Raw genomic sequence first — 21,453 nt, 5'->3', positions numbered from 1 at the left:
TGGTGACCGGTAGCATGGACTGTGGCCGAACAGCACGGTGCCCCAGGTTTGAGCCTCCTGTGTCCAGAGGAGCCGCATGAGCCTGCTATTGATCCCTGACCTGAGTGACCTGTTGCGCCTGCACCCGCAGTACAACGCAGGCACGGTCGTAGAACTGCTGCGGCATCTGGGGGCAGCCAGGGTCCTGTGGGCGACGTCCAATGACCCGGATCATCCGCTGCGAGACGCGCTGCCGGCGGCCCGCATCAGCATCCAGGACCTTCACCTGTCCGACTGGAGCTGGGCTGATGCTGAGCATGAGCAGCTCCGCAGCTTTCTGGGCCAGTATCCACAGGGGCGCGAACGTCTGAATACGGCCGCGCGGGCCGAACGCGAGTTTGCGGCCCATCTGCAAGGCCCGCTGACGGCGGCGCACCTGCTCAGCGCAGAGTTCCTGGACACAGCCCGTCAGTATCACGCTGACCTCCGAACCGCCCTGGATGAAGGGCCGGGGACCCGCTGGCGGGTGCGCCGTCTTGACGAGATCGCTTCGCAGCTGCAGGACCATCAGGGGGTTGTTCTTGCGCCGCTTGATGACCTTCCGGAGCTGCTGGACCGCCTGCCTGGTGCTGATTGGGCTGATGTTTCCACGTTCAGTGCAGGGGAGATGAGCCGTGTCCGTGCCCTGGCTGACCGAGCCTGGCAGCTGCGCGAGGAAGATGATCTGAGCGCCCTGCTCTCGGCGCTGGACCGTGAAAGTGGCGACGCGGTAACGCCGCGCGCAGAACTGGACTCGGCCGCAGCAAGCATCTATCTCGCTGTGGGTCAGCTGGGCGATGCGAGGACCTTGCTGGAACGTGCCGTACACGCACTGAACGATGATCAGCCGCGCAGCCTCGCTGGATTGACCCTGGCGCGGCTGGGTCAGGTCCGCGACGCTATGGGCGACCGTGATCTGGCGCTCAGGACCTACCGCGCAGTGCTGGCGCTTTCCTACGCTCCGCGCGTCGCGCTCGACGCAGCCAGGGCCGGTCTGGACCAGCCTTTTGAACTTGTGCGGGACACGGCAGATTAAGCCGGACTGGGCTGCTGACTCAATTTCGCCCTGGCTCTGACCCGGAACTTCCTGCCTTCCAGGAAGCAGAGAGCTTCTCAGTGAGCCGGCGTTCACGCTAAGAACATGCCTTTACGGGAATATTCCTTGTGTGTTATATTACGAAGTGAAGATGGTTACGTTGCACGTCTCATAGGAGCTGGCAGCATGAATGTCACCACCTTCAGCGCACTGGCTGAACCAAACCGATTCCAGATTGTTGAGCTGTTAAAAGAGCAGCCCCTGACCGTAGGGGAAATTGCCACACGCCTCCAGATTCGGCAGCCTCAGGCGTCCAAACATCTACGGGTTTTAAGCGATGCGGGCGTTGTCGAGGTCCAGGCGGTGGCCAACCGGCGCATCTGCCGGCTTCGTCCCGAGGCCTTTGAGGAGCTCGACAGCTGGCTCGGGCCTTATCGCCGGCTGTGGTCCGAACGGTTCGAGCAGCTTGACAACTATTTGCAGCAGCTTCAGCACCCGGGCGAGGAATCTGGCGTGCCTGATCCTCCGCCCCAACCGCCTGCTGATCCAGCCACGCCGTAATGCTCATCAGTCCCCAGGAGACGTGTTATGACCCAGTGAACTTCAACTGATCCATGCGGCCACCGGTACGTTACGTTTCTTCCAGCACTCCCAGGAGGTTTTCCAATGACCAGCGCAGCTTCTCCCATGACTTCACGAATCGAATCAGGCAAAGAACTCGTCCTTGAGCGTGTGTTCAAGGCGCCCCGTGGACTGGTCTTCGAGGCCTTTTCAAAAGCCGAACATCTCAGCAGATGGTGGGGCCCCCGGGGATGGGACGTGTCTTACTGCGCCGTGGACTTCCGTCCTGGCGGTAAATGGCATTACTGCATGAAATGCGTGGACACGGCTCAGGGTCAGTTCTATGGAATGGAATCCTGGGGTCTGGGCATCTATCAGGAGATCGAAGTGCCCTCGCGCATCGTGTATACCGATTATTTCTCGGATGCCGAAGCGAACATCAACGAACAGATGCCGCCTACTCTCTCGATCCTGACCTTCGAAGACGTCGAAGGGGGCACCAAGGTCGTGAACCGGGCGGTCTACGCTTCAGAAGATGGCTTGCGGGCGGTCATGGATATGGGCATGCTTCAGGGCATTACGGAAACGTGGGACCGCCTGGCCGAGCACCTGGAATCGCAGCAGGCCCAGCACGCCTGAGGGTCCGCCCGGATTCCGCATCGTGCGGCTACGGGGCACAGGCAGGCACTTCCGACGCCTCAAAGAAGCGCCGCCCACGGAGTACCGTGGGCGGCGCTTCTTTGAGGCGTGGTTCAGCTGCGCTTACGGCGGCGCAGACGTTCCATGGCGGCTTCCAGGCTCAGGCGCATGCGCTCCAGAGCGTTTGCCAGGTCACCGATCTCATCGTTGCGTTCGGCCTGTACCGGGTGGGTCAGGTCGCCCATGCTGATGGCGTCGGCAACCTTCACCAGACGCTCAATCGGCTCGACCACGCGGCGCGCTGCGCGCAGAGCCAGCGCAGCGGCCAGACCCAGTGCCAGGAGCGAGACGGCCAGCACCAGCAGCAGCGTGTTGCGCAGGTTGGTCGCGGCCTGCGTGTTCGGCACCCCTACAGAGATACGGTACAGCAGATCTTCACTGTCAGTAGCGCCTGTAACTGTGGAGCGGCTGCCGTCCTCGGTCTCAACCACGCCCAGACGACTCGTGACGTAGGCGGTGCGGTCTGCCTTGCTGTTTGAGGGGTCCTGAATGGCAGCGCGCAGTTCCTGGGCCTGGGTACTCTCACCGGCGCCTACGTCTTCAAGCTGCTTGAGCTGCTCGCGGTAGGCGTCAGCCGCACTGCCGCTGGACTGGAAGGTCCCGCTGTTGGGGTTTTCGCGCACGAACTCAGCCACGCGTGCCTGCATGATGCTGTCCACAGCCGGGTTGCGGCTACGGAAGTAGGTCGTGCCGTCCGGCAGTTCCACACGTACGAAACCTACGGCCGAGCGGGACAGCAGGGTGTCAAGCTGCAGGTTCACCGACTCCTGGTTACGGGTATCGAGGCTTGTTCCCACGGCCACGGCCACGGCCTGTGCGTTCTGTTGTACCAGCTGACGCTGCAGCCCTGGCAGAATCAGGCTGAGCAGGCCCAGGGTCAGACCGGTCGAAAGCAGCAGTGGTGTCAGGGTGCTCACTGTCAGCTGCTGGGCCAGGCTGCGGCGGCGCTTGGTGCTGACGCCACCAGGCTCCTCGTTCAGGGCCGTGATGACGGCGGCGGGCTCGGCCACAGTTTTGGCCGGCGTATTGTCGGAAATGGTCAGGGCACCTGTAAAGTCAGACCACGCGTCCGTCTCAGGAGCCGCGGTGGGCGTAACGCCCTGTGGCTCAGCCGTGGTCTGGCCAGCGGCAGGCGTGGTGACCATCGGCACCTGTTCGGCGCTGCCGGCGTCCGGCAGGAAGGGGGCAGCAGGAGTAGCCGTCGCAACAGCGCTGAAGGGATCAGCTGTGGTGGCTGCCGGCATGGACGCTTCAGAAAACGCACTGACCTTGCTGGTCGGTTCCTCGTTCCATCCGGCCATCGAGGCACTGGAGGATGCTGTGGCGCCCGACGCCCAGATAGGCTCCGGCTGGCTCCGAACCGGAGCAGCCAGCGGTGCGTCGTCCAGGACAGCCGTGCTGCCCCCTGAGGCACCCGCCATGGCAAAGGCAGAAGTAGGGGCCCGGCTGGCCACGCCCTGGAATGGCTCGCTGAGCAGGCCGGTTTCTTCCCGGACCTCCTCCAGGACCACCTGTGCGCCGATGCTTTCGAACACGCTGAGCAGCAACTCAGCGCGTGCGCGGCCAGTGGGCTTCATCAGGCGACCACCGCGGCGTGAAGCCAGACGCTTGGCCTGCTCGGGGTTCAGTCCGAACCGTTCGGTGAGCTGTCCTTCAAGTGCGGGCAGCGATTCTTCCGGCACAGGCTGCCGGATGACGACTGTGTACTTCATGCGTTGACTCCCTTACATCCGCGCGGCGCGGGGTGAGCTGATGGGTTTGAGACGGTGTTGAAACTCACAGAAAGCCCTTTGCCCGGACCTGCCGGACAAAGGCGTCCATCTGACTGGGGTCCAGTTCGTTGGCCAGGGCCGAAAGCACTGCAGTGAGTGTGGCTCCCTCGCCCAGATCCTCCATAGCATCGTCCATCATCAGGGTGGCCATCGGACCAACGACACTGACCAGGATTTTGGTGAGTTCTGCTTCCAGGGCGGCCGATACTGGCCGCTGCTGAGCCGTGGCACGCTCGATCCACTGCTGCGACTGCTGAACTGCCGCCAGCACATCAGCGTCGCTGACGTCTGCCATTCTTGCAACCTGAACGCTATCGCGCACACCGTCGACATGGGTCATGATCTTCCACAGGCCGTAAGGCAGCGGTGTCTGATCGGTCAGCCCCTCGGGCCATCTGACATCGGGCATCTCAACTCACCTCCAGTTCGGCAGAAGCCCACTCGGGTCGCTGCCGCAGCGCACCAAGCGGCAGATCTGCCAGGCGTACACCTGCGCGGTTCATCATCTGAAGCAGGACCGCGCTCAGCGCGGGGCGCAGTTCCTGCAACTCCAGTTCGGGTTCGACCTCCAGGATACCGTTGGTCAACACGACCTCTTGTGCAAAGGGATCAAGACACGGGTACTCATCGGACAGGGCCAGGGTGGCCTGTCGCCAGGGCTCGGCCAGTGGAACGTGCGAGTTTACGGTACGCAGCAGCTCCTGCCAGAAGTTCAGGGTGCCTTCGCGGTCGTTGGACCGGTACGTCGAGATCATGTGACACGCCGCCCCGCTCTGGGGCAAGGTGCCTTCCAGCAGCTGCCCGCCTTTCCAGTAGCTGCAGCTGCCCTGGGAAACCAGCGCTCCGGTAAAGTGCACCCGCTGCAGCTCATGCTGGGCCGCTGGCCACGGGACTTTCAGAGGAATCGGCGTGTCTGCGCCGCGCAGCGACCAGATCAGGTCACAGATCACACTGTCCATTCGAGACAGCGTGACGTGTGCACGTGGCATGGCCTGCATCGCAGCTGCCCAGCCGACCTCATGGCCACCCTGAGTAAAGCCGGAGCGTGCTACACCCTGCACCAGTGCAAAACGTGCCCAGCGTTCACCCTGCCAGATATCCAGCAGTCCGCTGAAGCCTTCGTCCTGGCGGGCTTCGAAGTCGGCACTGACTTCAGTCCAGGGATAGTGGTCGGTCGACAGATCACGGTACACGGCGCGGTCTGCCGGGATCGGGAAGCGGCTCAGGGAAGGGGAAAGAAGTGTAGTTTCAGCCATGCGTCGGTAGGTCCAGGGTCGTGAAGAGGAGGTGAGGAAATCACGGGCTTGATGTATCGCACCTTCATCTGACTCTTTTTACTCTTACCGCTGGCTTACATACATCGAAAATGTCACGCCGCCTTCCCGTGTCTGGGAAGGCGGCGCTGCGAAATCTGGTTGTGTTTAGCCAAGCTCCTGAAGCAGGGCCTGTACCCGGGCGCGCAGGTCTCCACGGTCCTGTGGGGCGCCCAACTGGTGCAGCCCACCATGGTAGGCGTCCGGATCCCCGAAGAGACGTGAGAGCAGCTCGAACTCGCGCTGACTGCGCAGGCTGGCGTCGTCGCGGAACATCGTCACGTACTGGTCCTGAAAGGCCCATTCGTTGAGGCGGCCGTCCACGAAATCACGCATCAGGCGGCGGTAGGGCTCCACATTGTCATCGGTGGCAATGGCGGCGCTTCCCGTGCGCTGGGGGACCTGCGAATCGAAGACCGGACGCAGCGCCTCGGGGGTAATGTCCCAGTTGTTCACCTCGAACTGAACCTCTCCGTCCCGGAACAGGATGAACTGCGGGCTGTGGTGCACGATGCCGGTGCGCTGCGCCACATGGTTGCTGGCCGGACGCCAGTCCACCACGCGGATGAAACCGACCGGCAGTTCGTGACGCTGCAGGAAGGTTTCCAGCACGCCAAAGCCCTGCATGGTCTTGTGGCACGTCCCGGCTTTAAAGACCGCAGCTAGTGGGTATTCGGTCAGGAACTGGTCGACCTCTTCGGGTGTGGTCAGTGGAACGAGCACCTGTTGGTTCTCGGCTTGGGTGGCTTGCGTCATGTCCACAGCATACCTGCCGCTTTAGAAAATGAAGTGAGGCGAGGCACGAAGCTGTCTGCTGCGTACCAACTGGCGACCTCTCAGACGCCTGACTGGTCCAGGGTCCAGACCTGAACCTTCAGGTGACATGCACCCGGATAATCTTCTCCGGCGGTGAAGCGCGCAGAGACGCCCCCGGAGCGGCCAGTCTGACTCAGCCCGCTGTGAATCATGCGTCCAAACGCATCTGGGCTGACTCCTGCGTGATTCAGCAGGGCCAGTACCCGCCCGCCCGGAGCCACCACCGCGGCAGCCAGGGCAACCAGACGTGCGTAATCTTTCTCGGCCCGCCAGATGCCGGCCTTGCTGCGCGCGAAACTCGGCGGGTCCAGCACGACCAGGTCAAAGTGGTCGCCGCGCCGGTGGAGGCGGGAGAGCCACTCGAACACGTCCCCGTACAGAAAGTCCGTATCCGGGGCGTTCAGACCACTCAGGGCATAGTTTTCCTGACCCCAGCTCAGGACACGGCGCGACAGATCCACGTTTTTGATGGTCTCAGCGCCGCCCAGCGCCGCGTTCAGGCCAAAACCGCAGGTATACGCAAAGGTGTTCAGTACCCGGGCTGGGGCGGTCGCCCGGACGTACTCGCGGGCTGGCCGGGCATCTGTAAACAGGCCAGTGCTCAGGTCCCCTCCAGGGCGGATCACGAAGGGTACGCCGCCTTCCAGCCCGGTCACCTCGGGCCGGGATTCTCCCCAGACCGGTTCCGGGGGTGACAGCCACTCGCGCGCCACGTTTGCTGCGTGACGTGCCTCCACCGGCCGCCGCTTGAGGTAGATTCCCGCCAGTCCGGTCGCCTCACCACAACTGGACGCGAGTTGGGTTTCCTCCTGAGGGCTCAGGTCCTGATAAAGACTGAGAATCCCGGCGTCCCCAGCAACATCCAGTGCAAAGACACCGTCCGTTTCAGTGGTGTGAATGCCCCGGTAGATGGTCGTGCCCTGAGCGCTCAGGTGGGCACGGCGGGCAAGCAGGGAGACCAGATCAGGCACAGCGGGGATGAGCACACCGACGATTCTATGCCCGCGGGCCTGAGGTTCCGCAAAAAGGCGGCGGGCGTAAGGAGAACCTCACGCCCGCCGGACCCCTGGAGCCGCGATCAGGGCCGGGCGCCCAACAGCCACCACACCGCCGCTGTCGCTACCGCTGTGATCACCCAGAACCGGATGGTGACATGGGTTTCCGGCCAGCCGCTCAGCTCGAAGTGATGCTGAATAGGGCTCATGCGGAAGATGCGTTTGCCGCGCGTCTTAAAGGAGATCACCTGAATCATCACGCTCAGCACGGCAACCACCGGAATAATCGCGGCAATGGGCAGCAGCCAGACGTCTGCGTACAGGATGTAGGCCCCGGCTGCGACCGCACCGATGGCGTGCGAGCCCATGTCTCCCATGAACACCCGGGCCGGATGGGCGTTGAACCACAAAAAGCCCAGCAGCACGGCGACCAGCAGCGCCGAAACCGGCGAAAGGGCCAGCAGTGGCAGCAATACGATGATCGCCACACCGCCCAGCAGGCCGTCCAGACCGTCAGTGAAGTTAAAGGCATTAACGCTGCCAACCATCACCAGCGCGATCAGGACCACGTCCATCACCGGGCCCAGGCTGGGCACCAGTTCGTGACTGGCCAGCGGCGCCGCCAACCATGCAAAGACCAGCGCAACCAGAAACTGCAGCGGGAACTTTTCGCGCGCAAGCAGTTCCTTTTTGCCGTGGCCACGCATCCGCGACTGAATTTTCAGCCAGTCGTCCACGCCGCCCACCACACCCATGGCCAGCGCCGTGAGCATGATCAGCAGTTCGCGCTCACCACCTGCGTGGCCACTCAGGTACAGCGGAAAGAACACCAGCGCCATCGCCAGCACGAACGCCACGCCGCCCGCTGTGGGCGTGCCCTCCTTGACCAGATGGGTCTGAGGCCCGTCCTTGCGCACAGGCTGACCCCAGCCGCGCGCCTTGCTAGCGCGAATAAACAAGCCCACCAGGAACCACGACAGCAGCGCTGCGACCATCAACACTGTGTGGCCACCTGCGTCGCACCTACGAATGCATGCCTCATCTCAATCGGCGAGGTTACCACGCCCCGCCGGACGGTGGATGCGCCCGGTCCGCTTCCCCACGTCTGATGCGTACCGCCGTGACCCCTATTGCTGAGCCTTCTGACACGGTGACGATCACCTCAGGACAGTACTGGGGTGAGTAGTGCTGAGTGCTCCGCACATGCTGGTTGGCGTCCAGGGAGACTTCTGATTTCAGCGGGCCTAGACCTGGGGGATGAAGGCTCAGTTCGCCAGATAACGGATAAAGTCGCGCATGCTGTTCACACATGCGCTGGCCTCGTGCTCGGCGCTGCTTCCCGTGATGGTACGAAGAATTCCCTTATCGCTGAGGTACAGCTGCGAGACGCGGTACTTCACGCCTGCCGCTTCAAAGCTGTAAGCCGCCAGTACACTCCAGACTCCTGCGCGGTCCACGGGCTGCGCCACGACTTCGGTAAGTCTCTGTTCGCTGCCCCGGCGGATCAGGGTGTTCTGGAGTTTTCCGGCAAAGGTGCGGGCTTCGGCTATAGACCGGAAAGCGGGAAACGCCTGGCCGTGGCGTTCCTCGCGCAGCACGCACGCACCTGCTGGATCGATCCACTCCTGGGCGTTTCCATTCACTGGGGTCCAGCCACTGAGCGGCACCACCAGGGCGCCCGCCATGCCGGATACTCCAAGGAGAGCGGCTGGCACAAGGGCAATCAGGGCGCGGCTCACAGGTATCACCTTTCCAGATTACCAGCCGGATTCTGGCATTCTTATGATGAACTTCATTCTCGCCTCATCATTTGTGCCACTCTGGCCTCCAGCCCCGCGCGTACCTCCGGCCACTCGGCCTGTAACACGCTGAACACCACACTGTCGCGGGCACGTCCGTCCGGGAGAAGCTGATACTGCCGCAGCGTGCCCTCACGTACTGCCCCCAGTTTTTCCATGGCACGCAGGCTACGCGTGTTGCGCACGTCTACTTTGAACTGCACCCGGCCAGCGCCGAGCACTTCAAAGGCCCGGGTCATCATTAAGAGTTTGGATTCCGGGTTCACGGCGGTGCCCTGCGCGGCGGGCAGCAGCATGGTGCCAATCTCGGCCCAGCGGTCGGCCACCCTGATCTCGCTGTAGCTGATCCGTCCCACGACCTTGCCGCTGTCATTCAGGCGCACAGCAAAATTGACCCGGTTCGGCAGAGCGTTCAGGCGGGTTATATACGAGGCCCAGGCTTCGGCACTGGCGTCTTCCGGGCCACCACGCGCCAGAAACCGCAGGGTGTCAGCGTCGGCTCCAGAACTAAGGTCCTCGGCATGCTCCTCATGCAGAGCTTCCAGGGTAATGAACCGGCCAGGAAGAACGGGCGTCCGGAACCACTCCTCGGTAGGTGCGGGCTTGGCGGGGAAGACCAGGGGGCTATTGCTCATGCCATTTACTCTAGCCAGCCGCCACAGCCTCTGACTCTTCGCCCTGGGCATAGGCGAGCGTTGCGCGCCGGAAAGCTCGTCTCGACTCGCCCTTCAGCGGTGGTACGGCTCTCCAGCGCTGATGGTCGACGCGCGGTAAAGTGCTTCCACAAGCACCACCATCGCCAGGTCATGCGGCAGGGTCAGCTGTCCCAGGCCCCACAGCAGATGAGCGGAAGAACGCAGTTCGTCGGTGTGCCCGTCCGGGCCGCCGATGGCAAACGCCAGCTCCCCAACTCCGCCGACAGCCTGCGCGTCCAGGTAGGCACTCAGGTCCGGGGACGAAAACTGCCGGCCACGCGGATCAAGCAGCACCAGTGGCGCTTTTCCCGCCGCACGGCGTACCGCCTCGCTTTCCTGGGCCTGTGTGCGGCCCGAGACACGGGTGACCTGCAGCTTGTGGTAGCGCCGCAGCCGTTTTTCGTATTCCTCCCAGCCCAGCCGGGCATAGGTCAGTTTGGGTTCTCCCACGGTGATCAGGTGCAGCCGCACATACAGATGCTATATGAAGCCCTGTCCCACCCGGAGCTGCCCCACCGCTAAACTGTGTCGTATGAAGACTGCCACCTGCATCTGGTGCCCGGCCCTGGGCTGCGGCGCAGCCTGCTGGAGGTGCTTTTGAATTACGCGGCCACTCTGGCAGTGCTGGTAGTGCTCTCCTTCTGCTTTCCGCTGACGGTGCGGCTGGGAGTTCAGGTCGGCGTGCCAGAGGCCATTATGGCCACCACACTGGGTGCGCTGCTGACCTTTACGTCCACTGCCTACCTGGTGCGCTGGCAGGTGCGCCATCACCGCCATCAGCTTGAGCAGCTGGAGGCTGCCCGCGCACAGGTCCGCGCCGACCCGGACAATCCCCGTTCATATTTCGTACGCGGAGAGCACCTGGGGGCTATGCTGCTGCGCCAGGGCAGGCGGCGGGAAGCAGCCGAGGTGATTGACCGCTACTCGCGGCTGGGTGGCGCACGCGAGTCAGAAATTGTTGCGCTGCACGAGGCACTGTCACGCGCCGAGCGTCGGCAGCGCCGCGCGCAGGGGAGGGAAGCATGAGGGCATACAAGGGCATCGTGGAAAATGGCGTGGTCGTGGTGATCGGTGCACGGCTTCCGGAAGGCACGGTGGTCACTGTGACCGTGGGCGAGGGAGAACTGCTGCGGGCCAGAATTACCAGTGTGCTCAAGCGTCCCCGCAAGATCAGGGTCCGGCTCAAGCCTACGCCCGGTCTAGCCATGGAAGCAGGTCTGGACGGCAGTCAGGCGCCCGGAGACCATGACTGAATCTGCAGGCAGTGAGCCCGGTGCCGACCTGCCTGAGCTGGAGTGGCCTGAAACGGCGGAGTCCGGTGAGGAGCCGGGCACTCCGGGGGTGACCGCTCTGGACCTGCCAGGGACCATGTCTCCCATCCCGGAAGGTCCCCGCGTTTGGCTGGTGCCCACACCTGTCGGCAATCTGGGTGACATCACCCTGCGCGCCCTGAACGTTCTCCGTGCTGCCGATGCGGTGGCGTGTGAGGACACCCGGCGGACCGGCGCCCTGATGGCTTTCCTGGGCATCCGCCGGCCCCTGGTGCGGCTTGACGCCCACACCATGCACCGCGCACCTCAGGTTCTGGAGCGTCATGCGCGGCTGGCTTACGTCAGTGACGCCGGGACTCCGGGAATCAGCGACCCGGGCGCCGAACTGGTGCGTGCCGCCCTGGACGCTGACATTCCAGTGGAGGTGCTGCCAGGAGCCACGGCGTTTGTTCCCGCGCTGGTGCTTTCGGGATTGCCCGGTGCCCGGTTCACCTTTGAAGGCTTTCTGCCGCGGTCAGGCCGCGAACGAAAATCACGCCTTGCCCTGATCGCGGCCCGTGCAGAGACCAGCGTGCTGTATGAAAGCCCTCACCGCCTGCTGGCCACGCTGACGGATCTGGCGGCAGCCTGCGGACCTCTGCGGCCGGCCAGCGTGACCCGCGAATTGTCCAAGCGTTTCGAGGAAACCCGCCGCGGGTCCCTGCAGGACCTGGCTCAGCATTTTTCTGGCCCGGTCAAGGGAGAACTGGTCGTCGTTGTTGAGGGCAGGCCCGAAGGTGAGCCTGATCCATCGCAGCCTGTGACGGACCCTGCCCAGCTGGCACGGGAATGGGCTCAGGCGGGACTGGGGGTCAGGGATATACGTGACCGCCTCACCGCGCAGGGTTTGCGTAAGAATGACGCTTACGCCCTGGCGCTGCAGGCCACCCAGAACTGACTGTTGCCCCCGGAGAGTGGCGTGCTGTTTTTCCGTCGTTACCTCATCCCTGAAAAGAGAGTGTCACCATGACAGATCATCCGACATCCCCCAACCCTACAGCTGTTCCTGCGACGACCGCCCGCCCAAACCCTGCCGGAGTACGCCGGCTTGCTGTACTGACGAGCGGCGGCGACGCTCCCGGCATGAATGCCGCTATTCGCGCCGTGGTGCGTACCGGTACCCAGCAGGGCATCGAGATGATCGGCGTTCGCCGCGGATTTTCCGGTCTGCACCGCGGTGAACTTGTGGTGATGGGAGCGCGCGACGTGGCCAACATCATTCAGCGTGGCGGCACCATTCTGCTGACGGCGCGCAGCCGGACCTGGCGCACGCCGGAGGGCCGTGCCCGCGGGGCCCAGGTGCTGCGGGACTGGGGCGTGGACGGGCTGATCGTGATTGGTGGCGACGGCAGCTTTCACGGCGGCCACTACCTGCAGGAAGAGCACGGTATTCCGGTCATCGGCATACCAGGAACCATCGATAACGACCTTTACGGGACCGACCACACCATCGGCTATTTCACAGCTGTGGAAACGGCGCTGGACGCCGTGGACAAACTGCGCGATACCGGAGCCTCTCATGAGCGGATTTTTGTGATCGAAGTCATGGGCCGGCACGCCGGGCATATTGCGCTGGATGTCGCCGTGGCCGGGGGCGCCGAAGAGGTGTTTATTCCTGAGGACCACAAGCCGGTCGCGGGTGTTGTAGAGATCGTCAAAGACAGCGTAGCCAAGGGAAAACGCGGCAGCATCATCATCGTGGCCGAAGGGTACGAGGGCGGCGCGCAGGGCGTGGCGGACGCCATCGAGGCCGGTACCGGCCTGGAAACCCGGGTCAGCATCCTGGGACATATCCAGCGAGGCGGATCACCGGTATCGAGTGACCGTATTCTGGCCAGCCGGCTGGGTGAGGCCGCCGTCTATGCCCTGATGGAAGGCCGCAAAGGCGTCATGGTGGGCCGTGGGGCCAGCGGCGTGATCTACACGCCCCTGCATGAGACCTGGGAAAAGCGCAAGGACGTGAGCCGCGACCTGTACCGCTGCGCCATGACCCTCAGCATCTAGATCGTCCAGGGGTCAACGCGAGGAAGGCGGCTCGAGCCGCGTACAGAGAGGAAAAGGGCCCCGGCACTGATATGCCGGAGCCCTTCTCCTCTCTACTGATCCGGTACTCAGCTTTTGGGTGGCTTGACAGGAACGGAGGTGCTGAGCCTGATCTTGCCGTCGCCCACCTTCATCACGTACAGGGTGGCTGCCTTGCGGTCACCGACGCTGTTGAAGCTGGTGGTACCGGACAGCAGGCCCTTGAAGGTGCCTTTGCGGACAGCCTGCTCGACCTGGGTACGGCTGGGCAGCTTGTTGCCGTTGCTGCGGGCCGCATTCAGGATGCCCTGCAGGGTCACCTTGGCGGCGTCATAGCCGAAGACGGCGAATCCTTGAGCTGGCTGCCTGAAGGTTTTCTGATAGGCCGCTGCAAAGGCTTTGGCGGCAGGCAGTGCCTCGACCGGTGCCGCACCGGTCGTGAAGAATACGTTCTGCGCGCCCTTGCCGGCGATCTTGAGAAGGTCCTGGCTGTCCAGGCCGTCTCCACCGACAACTGGGACAGTGACACCGGATTCACGCAACTGCTTCAGAAACACGCCGACCTGGTTGTAGATGCCGCCAAAGTAGATGGCATCGGGCTTCTGAAGCCGGATCTTGGCGACAATGCTGGAGAAGTCACTCTTCTCCTCGGTGCCTTCGTTGGTGATCACACTCACGCCGCTGGCCTTGAGGGTCTTTTCGACTTCCTTGGCCAGGCCTTCGCCGTAGGCGGTCTTGTCATTCAGGATGTAGACCTTCCTGGCTTTCAGGTTGGTCTTCAGGAACTGGGCACCAGCTGGGCCCTGCGCGTCGTCACGGGGCACGATGCGGTTCATGTTGCTCAGGCCGCGGTCGGTGACGTTGTTGGCTGTACTGGCCGGGCTGACCAACGCCACGCGGCTGGCCTGCAGGGCGGCGCTGGCGGGGATGGTGACGCCGCTGTTCATGGCACCCACAACAGCCAGGATCTGCCTGTCAGCAGCGATCTTACGCGCGGCTGCGGTGCCGGTCGCCGGATCGGCCTGATCGTCGAAGGGTACGAACTGCAGGTCAAAGCCGAGCTTCCTGAACTGAGGCTTGTACTCGGCGACCGCCAGTTGAATGCCGTTGCGCGCCTGCATTCCGATGGCACTCTGGCCGCCGGAAAGCGGAGCAAGGCTGGCGATTTTGACGGTGGTCAGGGCATTGGCGCTGCCGAGGGTCAGGGCGCTCAGCAGCATAAGGGTCAGGGGGGTGCGGTGCATGGATCCTCCAGAGTTGAGATGGCGGGTCGGGGAGCCAGTGTGGCTGGTGCGACAACGCAGTACAGAATGAAGGGACAAGTTCTGCCGGCAACTGTCACGTCTATGCATCGTTCCCATCACCAGGTGATAGGAAGGGCCAGATTACGCAACGAGCCTTTTTACATTCTGATCGAACATCTCAATCCAAATCGCGGACATGGTGAAGGCCTGTTGCTCCTCACAACTCAGCTTAAACAGGAAGGCGGCCACGACTGAGTACGTGGCCGCCTTCCCGGTTGTGTCTGCTCCTCAGTCGATATTCCTCAGGAATGCTGGAATGTCGTAGTCCTTGGGATCGTAGCTGCTGCTGCTGCCCCGCTTGGCAGTCACGATGGTCTCCAGGCTGCTGCCCCGGCCACCGATGCCGCTGGCGATGCTTACGGGCGTGTCGTTGAAGCCCGTAGCGATCACTGTGACGCGGACCTCGTCACCCGCCGCTTCGTCAGGCGTGATACCGAACAGAATGTCCGGCTCCTCGAAGCCGGTGGCTTCACGGATCTTCTCGACGATCTCGTTGGCATCGGTCATGCTCAGGTCGTAGCTGCCGGTCACGTTGACCAGAATGCGCCGCGCCCCTTCGATACCGCGCTCCAGCAGCGGGCTGTGGATGGCACTCATGGCTGCTTCTTCCGCAACCTTCTCTCCACGCCCGGCGCCGATGCCCATCAGGACAGTGCCGCTGTTGGCCAGCAGGTTGCGTACGTCGGCAAAGTCGAGGTTGATCATGCCTTCGACGTTGATGACATCGCTGATGCCCTTCACGCCGTAGTACAACACCCGGTCGGCAATCAGGAAGGCCTCGCGGAACGAGACCTTCTTGTCCACTGCGGTCAGGAGCTTCTCGTTGTTCACCACGATCATGCCGTCAACCCGCTCTGCGAGCTTGCTGATGCCTTCCTCGGCCACGCGCAGACGCTTGGGCCCCTCGAACTTGAAGGGGCGGGTGACAATGGCGACCGTCAGAATGCCCATCTCACGGGCAATCTCGGCCACCACCGGCGCGCTGCCGGTGCCGGTGCCACCGCCCATGCCGGCCGTAATGAACAGCATGTCGGTGCCATCAAGGTATTCCTTGATGCGTTCACGGTCTTCCAGGGCAGCTTTCTCGCCCACTTCCGGGTCAGCGCCAGCGCCCAGACCACGGGTCAGCCGGTCTCCCAGTTGAATGCGGATCTCGGCGTGGCTCTTGGCGAGCACCTGAGCGTCCGTATTCCCGGCAATGAACTCTACGCCTTCGAGTCCCGATTCAATCATTCGGTTCACGGCATTATTGCCGGCTCCGCCCAAGCCAATCACGCGAATTCTGGCCGCTTGCATCATGTCTCCTTCGTCACAGGGGCACCCTGGAAAGGGAACCCGCCGGATTTCAACTTTGGGTAGTTTAGCGCACGATACCCTACCTACCGAACTGCCTGCTGCCGTGTCACCCGGCCGAATGTGAAAGCCCCTGGCCAGGGAACCAGGGGCTGTGCGGTCAGGACATTACATCCAGTCCTTGAAGGCGTTACGAAGGCGGTCTACCAGACTCACGCCTTCCTTCTTCGGCGCTGACGTGGCAGGTGCGGGCGCGGGTGGGGTCGCAGGCAGAGGAGCCGGCAGGTCTACTTGAGGTGCACTGAGAGGCTCGTCCTGGAAGACGATATGCGGCACCTTGCCGTCCTCGCCGATGCCGTACAGCACCAGCCCCACACTGGCCGCGTGGGTAGGACCGTGGACGATATCTGTCAAGCCGCCGATCCCACGCGGACGACCCAGGCGCACAGGCAGGCGGAACCGGTCACGCGCCAGATCACTGGTCCCTCTCAGCAGCGCGGCGCCACCGGTCAGCACCACACCCTGGGCGACCAGTTCGACCGGCCCCAGCGTGTGGTCGATTTCGTCACGGATCAGGCTGAAAATTTCCGAGAGGCGCGGCTTGATGATCCGCGAGAGTTCGAACGCACTGATGGCATGGGTGCTGCCCGATGCGGTGGTAATTTCCAGCGTCAGATCCTGGTCGGCCAGTTCGGGGATAGCCGCGCCATACTTGCGCTTGACGTTCTCGGCTTCCTCCATGGGGATCTTGAGGATCTGGGCCAGGTCGGCCGTGACGTGCTCTCCGCCGATAGGAATGCTGGCGCTATGGGCCAGGTTCCCACGCTTGAACACGCCGATATCGGTGGTACCGCCGCCCATATCCACCACGATCACAGTCTGAGACTGCTCGGCGGCTTCCAGCGTGGCCAGTCCGGACGCCAGGGCGTGCAGGACAAAGCCTTCGACCTGTACGCCGGCTTCCTGCACACACCGGCGCAGGTTAAGCAGCGGTCCAGCAGTGCCGGCCACGATGTGTACGTCCACTTCCAGACGTACGCCGTGCATGCCCACTGGACTCTTGATGCCTTCCTGGCCGTCGACGACATACTCCTGCGGCAGGGTGTGGATAATTTCGAGATTGGGATCAAGCGGAACCGCGCGGGCGTTCTCGATCGCGCGGTCCACATCTGAAACGTTGATTTCCTGATTGCGGCGGATGGCGGCCAGGCCGTGGCTGGTGATGGCCTTGGCATGGTTGCCGGCAACGGTGACATACACCGAGTCGACCTGAACGCCGCTGACGCGCTCGGCAGCGGCAATCGACTGACGGATGGCGTGTGTTGCCCGTTCCAGGTTGACGACGCTTCCGCGCTTCATACCTTCGCTGTGGACGGTTCCTTCGCCGATGATATCGACACCACCGCCTTCGGCGAGTTCGCCGATCACGGTAGTGATTTTGGTAGTGCCGATGTCCAGGCCCACGATGATCGGATTGTCTTTCATTCCTGGACGCTCACCCCCCAAGGGTAGATGTTGATGTTTTTGTCTGGGTACATGCTAATGCTCCCAGCATACTTCAGGAGGGCCTGCACGTCGCCACTCCACACTGATCCGGCCGCGAGTTTCACCTTGAAGCCAGACGGCGAATACATAACCGATTTCACATTGTACTGGCCGAGTGCCCGCAGCACCGTCAGGGCATCCGGGAGCCGCGTCGGGCCCCACCCCTGGATGACCGGTAACGTGGCTGGAGCCCCGGCCTGAGGCAATACTGTGCCATCTGCCGCGACCATCACGGTTTCTCTGTCGGTGCGCTTCCAGAGAGCGACGGGCTGACGTTCGGTGACCTGAATCGTTACCTGGTCCGGGAAGCGCCGGGTAACCACTGCCGACTGTATCCAGGGACTGTTCAGCAGGCCCCGCGCACGCCATGAGCCGTAATACAGCCAGCCAAACTCTGGTGTGGCGCCCGCCAGCTGGCGGATCTGCGCAGCTTTCAGGCGCTCGTTGCCGCCTACGGTGACCTGCCGGATCGGGAGCAGCACCCAGGAGGCGACCAGGGCCCCGGCCAGCGTCAGTCCACCCAGGATCAGGGCCCAGGGGAGCCGCCGGCGACGTGTGCGAGAAGGAGCGTGGTCTGGAGGAGAGGCGGCTGGTCCAGTCTCCTGGTCTGTTGGGGAGGGACCTTCTGCTTGAGCTGCGGGATCAGAGGAGGACGGCTTACGGCGGTTACCCCGGCGTCCACTCGACCTGTCTGGGGGGGGCACGGTCACGCGAACCTCTTCAGAGCCATGGACATCTCACAGCTGCTCCGGCCAGAGCTCGTATTCCAGTTCCATGGGGATGCCCACCCGCGCCCGGATCACGTCAAGCAGCGCGTGCACGTCTGCGGCGGTGGCTCCTCCCAGATTGACGATGAAGTTGGCATGCTCCGGCGCGATCATCGCGTCCCCGATGCGGGTGCCCTTGAGCCCAGCCTCGTCGATCAGTTTGCCGGCGCTCACCCCACCGGGGTTCTTGAAAGCACATCCCGGGGTCTTCATCTTGGGCTGTCCTTTGCGCGCCTGATCGGCTGCGTCCATTTTTTCCAGCACTGCCTGCGGCGTGCTGCGGCGCAGCTTGAGGCGCACCCTTGAGACCACGTGGCCGCGTGGGATGCCGCTGTTGCGGTACCCCCACTGCAGCTCGTCGGGCGAGACCTGACGGGTACCCTGGGGCGTGACGATCTCGATGGTGTGCAGGCCGTCGAACATCTCGCCGTATCGGGTGCCGGCATTCATCCACACGGCGCCGCCGACTTGCGCAGGAATTCCGACCGTGCCCTCCAGGTTGGAAAGGCCTGATTTCTGCAGCGTGCGCACCAGACCGGGCAGCGGGACGCCGCCCCCGACCCAGCCGGTCACGATCTCATCATCTGTGCTCAGAAGTGGGTCTGGGTCCAGGTCCCGTTCGGCCAATGGGCCCACCAGCCGGATCACCCGTTCAGGCACACCCTGGTCTGAGATGACCAGATTGCTGCCGCCCCCCAGGATGCGGTAGGGAGCCTCCATGGCCTCGGCCAGCTGTGCGTGGTCACCTGCGAACCAGACCTCCGCCGGTCCGCCGACGCCGAGGGTGGTGTAGCGCGAGAGGGGTTGCCGCTCGACCCGGGCGCCCGTCCGGCTGGGTGACACGGCGCTCATAGCGCTACCCCGGCAAGTTCCCGCGAGAGCTTCCAGACGTCACCAGCACCCATGGTGACGATGATGTCTCCTGGCGCAGCGGTGTCTCGCAGGAGCTGCAACACGTCTGCACGGTCCGGCAGGTAATGGACGCCCGTGTGGCCCTGCTCGGTCATCCGCGTGGAGATCAGGGTGGCGTGAATGCCTTCGATGGGAGCTTCGGACGCGGCCGCGATATCCAGCAGCAGCACCTCATCGGCGTCCATCAGGGCGTCAGCCAGCCGGGGCCAGCTCTGCTGGGTCCGCAGATACCGGTGAGGCTGGAACACGACCCGAACCCGCCGGCCAGTCTGCCGCGCAGCCTGCACCGCCGCTGCGACCTTGGTGGCGTTATGGGCATAGTCGTCGATAATCAGGGCGCCGTTCAATTCACCGATGCGCTGCCAGCGGCGGCCAGGGCCACCAAAGCTGGCCAGAGCGCCTGCGGCCTGCGTAAAGTTGCCTCCGTACAGATGAGCCACAGCCAGGGCGGCCAGGGCGTTCAGGACGTTGTGCACTCCCGGTAGCCCCACGCGGGCCTGACCCAGCTCCTCCCCGCGCCAATGCACGGTAAACGACGTGCCTTCGGCGTCGGGGTGCAAGTTCACCGCCCGGTAATCGGCTCCCTCGGCCTGACCGTACGTGAGGCGCTCAGCGGCACCTTCGCAGAGGGTTTCAAGACCTGGCCAGTCCGCACAGAAAAGCACGCGGTCTGACTGACTTACGAAGCGCGCGAAGCCAGCGTGCTGCTCCTCAACTGTTTCCCAGTAGGTGGCCTGATTGCCTCCCACATGATCGTCCTCGGCATTGGTGAACACTGCGGTCTCACAGCCGAGTTCTGCAAAGGCCCGGTCGGACTCGTCCACCTCGGCCACAAATGGCCCGCTGCCAATCCTGGCATTGCTGGCAAATTCAGGAACAATGCCGCCGACAAAGGCCGAAGGATCCAGGCCAGCGCCCTGCAGGGCCACCGCAATCATGCTGGTGGTGGTGGTCTTGCCGTGCGTGCCGATGACCCCCACACTGGGGCCAGCCCGCAGCAGTTCGTCGAGCAGACCCATTCGGGGGCGCACCTGCACCCCGGCTTCGCGCGCGGCAACCAGCTCGGGATGGCTTTTTGGGACGGCCTCGGACGCGACCAGCACGTCCACGTCTGCCATGTGCGCAGCGTCATGACCCAGCGCAACTGAAATGCCTTCGCGCTCCAGTTGCCGGGTCAGGTCAGAAGCGGTCTCGTCGCACCCGCTGACCTGGTATCCCCGGGCCTGGAGCAGGCGTGCAAAGGCACTCATGCCAATGCCGCCCACACCCATCAGGTGGTAATGCAGGGAGGGGTCGCCCTGGGTGGAGGACGACGGTCCAGTCACCGCCGCCGCAGCGGATTGGGAGGTCCCAGATGCACCGGACATGGTGGCCTCGTGGGAGTCGGTCAGGTTGGTGGGGGAGTCAGTCATGGGGAGGTCAGGAGCGGGGCAGGTGCTGCTCGATGAGGTCCGCAAAACGCGCGGCAGCCCCTATCTGGGCACGCGCCAGTGCCGCATCGCGCATAGCCATGCGGGTGCCCGGCTCGGCACACTCTAACACCGCTGCCCCCAGCGCCTCCTGAACGTTCTTCTGCTCTACCACGCGTCCGGCGCCCGCCTGCTGGACACTCAGGGCGTTGTGATACTGATGATTTTCCGACGATTCCGGAAGAGGCACCATCACCAGGGGAACGCCATGAAAGGCAGCTTCGGCCAGCGTGCCGGTCCCGGCGCGGGTGATGGCCAGATCAGCCGCGGCCCAGGCCGCCACGGTGTCCACATACCCGACTGCGTGATACCACTCCAGATCGTGCACGCGGGGGGCCACGTCGGCCAGCCAGCGTGGACCCGTCGAGTGCAGCACCTGCACCGCAGCGCCGCCAGCACGTGGGTGGGTGAAATCCAGATCGATCTGCCCAGCCTCGCTGCCCAGGCCACTCAGCAGGCCCTCCTTGCCAAGAATGTTGCGCAGCGTGTCAGGCACACTATTGTTCAGGAACAACGATCCCTGTGAGCCGCCCATCACAAAAACAGTGAGCGGTCCGGAGTGCAGCCCCAGGCGCCGCTGGGCTTCCTCACGCGAAAGCCGCTCTTCACGGACTGGCATGCCGACCAGCGTGCCCTCGCCTGCTGGAAGGCCAAGCACCTGCTCATAGGCGGTGCCTACAGCCCGGGCGCGGCCGACCGCTACGCGCTGGGTGAGGCCCAGCCGGGCATTCTGCTCGTGCAGCACCGTGGCAATTCCCAGGCTCTGCGCTGCCAGGACGCCGGGCAGGCTGGCAAAGCCGCCGTATCCGACCACGAGGGCCGGGCGCCGGGCCTGTAGCACCCGCCGTGCCTCGACCACGCCACGGACTGCCCGGAACAGTTCGCGCGGGTCGGGGCGGCCCTGCCCACTGCGGGCCAGCTTTCCAGCGTCCACACCCTCGAAGGACAGACCCTGCTCGGCGGCCACCCGTTCTTCCATGCCGCCGCGCTGGCCGAGCAGCAGCGTCTCGTGTCCCCGTGCGTTCAGCTCCCTCGCTGTTGCCACCGCCGGATAGATATGCCCGCCGGTGCCTCCCGTTGCCATTACAACCAGACTCATTGAGGCCGAGTGTAGAGCCTGACTGGTG

23 protein-coding genes are annotated in these 21,453 nt (G+C 63.7%); 7 read left to right on the top strand and 16 right to left on the bottom strand.

From position 1 onward, the window contains the following. Positions 1-76: 76 nt before the first annotated feature. The 3 genes from DEIDE_RS08530 (at position 77) to DEIDE_RS08520 (ending at position 2,254) form a co-directional block, all read left to right on the top strand. The gene (locus DEIDE_RS08530) at positions 77-1,054 is read left to right on the top strand and encodes a hypothetical protein (protein WP_012693552.1); all 978 of its coding nucleotides are present in this window, start codon (positions 77-79) and stop codon (positions 1,052-1,054) included. Positions 1,055-1,240: 186 nt separating this feature from the next. After that, positions 1,241-1,615 carry an ArsR/SmtB family transcription factor gene (locus DEIDE_RS08525; RefSeq protein ID WP_012693551.1) on the top strand — a complete coding sequence of 125 codons (375 nt, stop codon included), beginning with the start codon at positions 1,241-1,243 and terminating at the stop codon, positions 1,613-1,615. A 105-nt stretch (positions 1,616-1,720) separates the two neighbouring features. After that, a complete protein-coding gene (locus tag DEIDE_RS08520) occupies positions 1,721-2,254 on the top strand; it encodes an SRPBCC domain-containing protein (RefSeq protein WP_012693550.1) in 534 nt (177 codons plus the stop codon). A 113-nt stretch (positions 2,255-2,367) separates the two neighbouring features. Here DEIDE_RS08520 and DEIDE_RS08515 read toward each other — a convergent pair whose 3' ends face one another. The 9 genes from DEIDE_RS08515 to DEIDE_RS08475 all read right to left on the bottom strand — a co-directional run bounded on the left by DEIDE_RS08515 (position 2,368) and on the right by DEIDE_RS08475 (position 10,175). Continuing rightward, positions 2,368-4,026 carry a HAMP domain-containing protein gene (locus DEIDE_RS08515; protein WP_012693549.1) on the bottom strand — a complete coding sequence of 553 codons (1,659 nt, stop codon included), beginning with the start codon at positions 4,024-4,026 and terminating at the stop codon, positions 2,368-2,370. 64 nt (positions 4,027-4,090) lie between these two features. Continuing rightward, entirely contained in the window at positions 4,091-4,495 is a 405-nt protein-coding gene (locus tag DEIDE_RS08510; protein ID WP_012693548.1) for a DUF8082 domain-containing protein, read from the bottom strand. A gap of 1 nt (position 4,496) precedes the next feature. Then, positions 4,497-5,342 (bottom strand): hypothetical protein, encoded by an 846-nt coding sequence (locus DEIDE_RS08505; protein ID WP_012693547.1) that lies wholly within the window; start codon positions 5,340-5,342, stop codon positions 4,497-4,499. 165 nt (positions 5,343-5,507) lie between these two features. Continuing rightward, positions 5,508-6,155, bottom strand: coding sequence for a monothiol bacilliredoxin AbxC (gene abxC / locus DEIDE_RS08500; protein ID WP_041227187.1), 648 nt, complete (start codon positions 6,153-6,155; stop codon positions 5,508-5,510). Positions 6,156-6,235: 80 nt separating this feature from the next. Continuing rightward, on the bottom strand, positions 6,236-7,201 hold the full coding sequence (locus tag DEIDE_RS08495; protein ID WP_242402893.1) for a class I SAM-dependent rRNA methyltransferase: 966 nt from the start codon (positions 7,199-7,201) through the stop codon (positions 6,236-6,238). A 92-nt stretch (positions 7,202-7,293) separates the two neighbouring features. Then, the gene (locus tag DEIDE_RS08490) at positions 7,294-8,211 is read right to left on the bottom strand and encodes a phospho-N-acetylmuramoyl-pentapeptide-transferase (protein WP_012693544.1); all 918 of its coding nucleotides are present in this window, start codon (positions 8,209-8,211) and stop codon (positions 7,294-7,296) included. Positions 8,212-8,475: 264 nt separating this feature from the next. Then, positions 8,476-8,949 carry a hypothetical protein gene (locus DEIDE_RS08485; RefSeq protein WP_242402892.1) on the bottom strand — a complete coding sequence of 158 codons (474 nt, stop codon included), beginning with the start codon at positions 8,947-8,949 and terminating at the stop codon, positions 8,476-8,478. A gap of 53 nt (positions 8,950-9,002) precedes the next feature. After that, the gene (locus tag DEIDE_RS08480) at positions 9,003-9,644 is read right to left on the bottom strand and encodes a GNAT family N-acetyltransferase (protein WP_012693542.1); all 642 of its coding nucleotides are present in this window, start codon (positions 9,642-9,644) and stop codon (positions 9,003-9,005) included. Between the two features lie 93 nt (positions 9,645-9,737). Further along, the gene (locus tag DEIDE_RS08475; RefSeq protein WP_012693541.1) at positions 9,738-10,175 is read right to left on the bottom strand and encodes a 23S rRNA (pseudouridine(1915)-N(3))-methyltransferase RlmH; all 438 of its coding nucleotides are present in this window, start codon (positions 10,173-10,175) and stop codon (positions 9,738-9,740) included. Positions 10,176-10,301: 126 nt separating this feature from the next. On the opposite strand from DEIDE_RS08475, the gene DEIDE_RS08470 reads away from it, so the two are divergent. From DEIDE_RS08470 to pfkA, 4 genes are all read left to right on the top strand, one after another. Beyond that, complete coding sequence (locus DEIDE_RS08470; RefSeq protein WP_012693540.1) at positions 10,302-10,730, top strand: hypothetical protein; 429 nt, start codon at positions 10,302-10,304, stop codon at positions 10,728-10,730. Next, on the top strand, positions 10,727-10,957 hold the full coding sequence (locus DEIDE_RS08465) for a hypothetical protein (RefSeq protein ID WP_012693539.1): 231 nt from the start codon (positions 10,727-10,729) through the stop codon (positions 10,955-10,957). Before DEIDE_RS08470 ends, DEIDE_RS08465 begins: the two co-directional genes overlap by 4 nt. Before the next feature lie 115 nt (positions 10,958-11,072). Next, positions 11,073-11,912 (top strand): 16S rRNA (cytidine(1402)-2'-O)-methyltransferase, encoded by an 840-nt coding sequence (gene rsmI / locus DEIDE_RS08460; protein ID WP_012693538.1) that lies wholly within the window; start codon positions 11,073-11,075, stop codon positions 11,910-11,912. Between the two features lie 68 nt (positions 11,913-11,980). After that, on the top strand, positions 11,981-13,018 hold the full coding sequence (gene pfkA, locus DEIDE_RS08455) for a 6-phosphofructokinase (protein ID WP_012693537.1): 1,038 nt from the start codon (positions 11,981-11,983) through the stop codon (positions 13,016-13,018). 107 nt (positions 13,019-13,125) lie between these two features. On the opposite strand, the gene DEIDE_RS08450 is transcribed toward pfkA, so the two are convergent. The 7 genes from DEIDE_RS08450 to murG form a co-directional block, all read right to left on the bottom strand. Further along, positions 13,126-14,280 carry a branched-chain amino acid ABC transporter substrate-binding protein gene (locus DEIDE_RS08450; RefSeq protein ID WP_012693536.1) on the bottom strand — a complete coding sequence of 385 codons (1,155 nt, stop codon included), beginning with the start codon at positions 14,278-14,280 and terminating at the stop codon, positions 13,126-13,128. A gap of 288 nt (positions 14,281-14,568) precedes the next feature. Next, complete coding sequence (gene ftsZ, locus DEIDE_RS08445; protein ID WP_041227514.1) at positions 14,569-15,636, bottom strand: cell division protein FtsZ; 1,068 nt, start codon at positions 15,634-15,636, stop codon at positions 14,569-14,571. Between the two features lie 165 nt (positions 15,637-15,801). Further along, entirely contained in the window at positions 15,802-17,118 is a 1,317-nt protein-coding gene (gene ftsA, locus DEIDE_RS08440) for a cell division protein FtsA (RefSeq protein ID WP_012693534.1), read from the bottom strand. Further along, on the bottom strand, positions 17,115-17,888 hold the full coding sequence (locus tag DEIDE_RS08435; RefSeq protein ID WP_242402891.1) for a cell division protein FtsQ/DivIB: 774 nt from the start codon (positions 17,886-17,888) through the stop codon (positions 17,115-17,117). The genes ftsA and DEIDE_RS08435 overlap by 4 nt, the downstream gene beginning before the upstream one ends. A gap of 27 nt (positions 17,889-17,915) precedes the next feature. Continuing rightward, positions 17,916-18,797 carry a UDP-N-acetylmuramate dehydrogenase gene (locus DEIDE_RS08430; protein WP_012693532.1) on the bottom strand — a complete coding sequence of 294 codons (882 nt, stop codon included), beginning with the start codon at positions 18,795-18,797 and terminating at the stop codon, positions 17,916-17,918. Then, entirely contained in the window at positions 18,794-20,128 is a 1,335-nt protein-coding gene (gene murC, locus DEIDE_RS08425; RefSeq protein ID WP_041227513.1) for a UDP-N-acetylmuramate--L-alanine ligase, read from the bottom strand. Before murC ends, DEIDE_RS08430 begins: the two co-directional genes overlap by 4 nt. A gap of 148 nt (positions 20,129-20,276) precedes the next feature. Beyond that, entirely contained in the window at positions 20,277-21,425 is a 1,149-nt protein-coding gene (gene murG / locus DEIDE_RS08420) for an undecaprenyldiphospho-muramoylpentapeptide beta-N-acetylglucosaminyltransferase (RefSeq protein WP_012693530.1), read from the bottom strand. Positions 21,426-21,453 lie beyond the last annotated feature (28 nt).

It is taken from the genome of Deinococcus deserti VCD115, assembly GCF_000020685.1.
GTDB classification, from domain to species: Bacteria; Deinococcota; Deinococci; order Deinococcales; family Deinococcaceae; genus Deinococcus; species Deinococcus deserti.
Note: the sequence above shows the minus strand (reverse complement) of the source record. Positions and strands in the feature narration are given on the sequence as shown.